Source organism: Paracoccus marinaquae, from assembly GCF_018860165.1.
Classification (GTDB): domain Bacteria; phylum Pseudomonadota; class Alphaproteobacteria; order Rhodobacterales; family Rhodobacteraceae; genus Paracoccus; species Paracoccus marinaquae.
In genome coordinates this window covers 1-1,485 of the sequence record NZ_JAHKNG010000116.1, presented here as the reverse complement: position 1 = coordinate 1,485, position 1,485 = coordinate 1, and the positions used below count along the sequence as shown (strand labels likewise).

General features: G+C 61.0%; 1 protein-coding gene. It reads right to left on the bottom strand.

From position 1 onward, the window contains the following. Nucleotides 1-271 precede the first annotated feature (271 nt). Nucleotides 272-1,384 carry an IS110 family RNA-guided transposase gene (locus tag KNW02_RS20535; RefSeq protein WP_216035031.1) on the bottom strand — a complete coding sequence of 371 codons (1,113 nt, stop codon included), beginning with the start codon at nucleotides 1,382-1,384 and terminating at the stop codon, nucleotides 272-274. Between the last annotated feature and the right edge of the window lie 101 nt (nucleotides 1,385-1,485).

Below are 1,485 nucleotides of genomic sequence, written 5' to 3'. Positions count from 1 at the left end.
CGCTCTGATGTCTTTTTTCAAGTGTTTTCCCACGCGATCAGTGACGCCGGGGCGTTTATCGTGATCTGGACGCCCAAAGGTGGGCACGAGGTCTGAAGACGTCGGTAAACAAGCTCTGATGCGCGGTCTGGATACCGCATGACCGATTGTGCGTCTCGGGGCTATTCCTGTCTTACAACGGGCATCGGCACGAAGCTGGCCACAAAGCGATTGTCGGATATTCCCCTGACATCGACCTCGCGCCCGCCATTGGGCGCATGTGGAAACGTACTCAGCGCGCAGGCATGGTGCGGCGTGCGATATCCCACATGAATGCTGCCATTTCCCGCGCGATGGCGGTTGTCACCACGGTCGATTTCTTGCCGCGCTGAATAAGCTTGCGGTATCTTGTCGTTAAACGGGACTGCGCTTTCCAGGCAATGTCCTGAACCTCCGACGACTGCTCTTTGAGGATGTATAGCTTTCGCTCGCCCGGTCGCGCCTGCAGGCGATAGGTCCAGGCCCCCTCGATCAGTTTGTGTCGCACGCGGGCGTTTCCTGCCCGGGTGATGCCGCCGCGCCTTGTCGTCTTGCCGGTCGAGTATTCGCTTGGCACCAGGCCCAGATAGGCCATCAGCTTGACCGGCGTTTCGAACCGTCGCACATCGCCGATCTCGGCCATGAAGGTGACGGCACTGATCAGAGCGACACCTCTCAGGGCCTGAAGCGCATTCACCGCCGGTGCCAGATCCCATTCCGGCACCAGGGCCTCGATGTGCCCGGTCAGCCGGTCCAGGCGTTCTGTCGCGTTTCGTTCAGCCTGCAGCATCTCCTGAAGCGCGATCTGGTGAGCGGGATGGTCAAAGCTCAGGCTCTGCAACCAACGCCGATACCGCATCGTCCACGGTTTGGTGCGTTGATACGTCCGCCCGTGGCGCAGCACGAAAGCAGACACGAGCTGCCGTTTGTGACGCTGATCCTCCGCCGCACTTTCCCGTGCCCGGACCAGATCGCGCATCGCCTCATGCGTTTCGTCGGGGACCCAGACCGATGTCAATTCCCCGGCCCGAAGCAGGCGCGCCAGGCGCATGGCATCAAGTCGATCCGTCTTGACCCGCTCGCCAGCTCGAACTGGGATCAATGAGGGCGCGACCACACAGCAGTCGAACCCGAAAGCGCGCACCTGCCTGTAGAGGCCGTAACCCGTTGGCCCGGCTTCGTAGCAAACAGATACGTCGCCACGCCCGACAAGCTTCTTCAGCAGCCTGTCGACGCTGGCGGGGGTATTCTCGAATGTGCCCAGGCTCAGCACTTCATCTTGGCGATCACCACCTGCGGTCGCGACCGCAAGCTTGTCCTTGGACACGTCAATTCCGACGTAGAGCGTTCCGTGGGTTCTCCGCATGTCTTCCTCCATCGCAAAAGGACGGCACCCGCCGCCCAACGTTCAGGATACAGACAGATCCGCCATGGGCCGGGCCGATGGAAAAGACATGCGGTCTTACG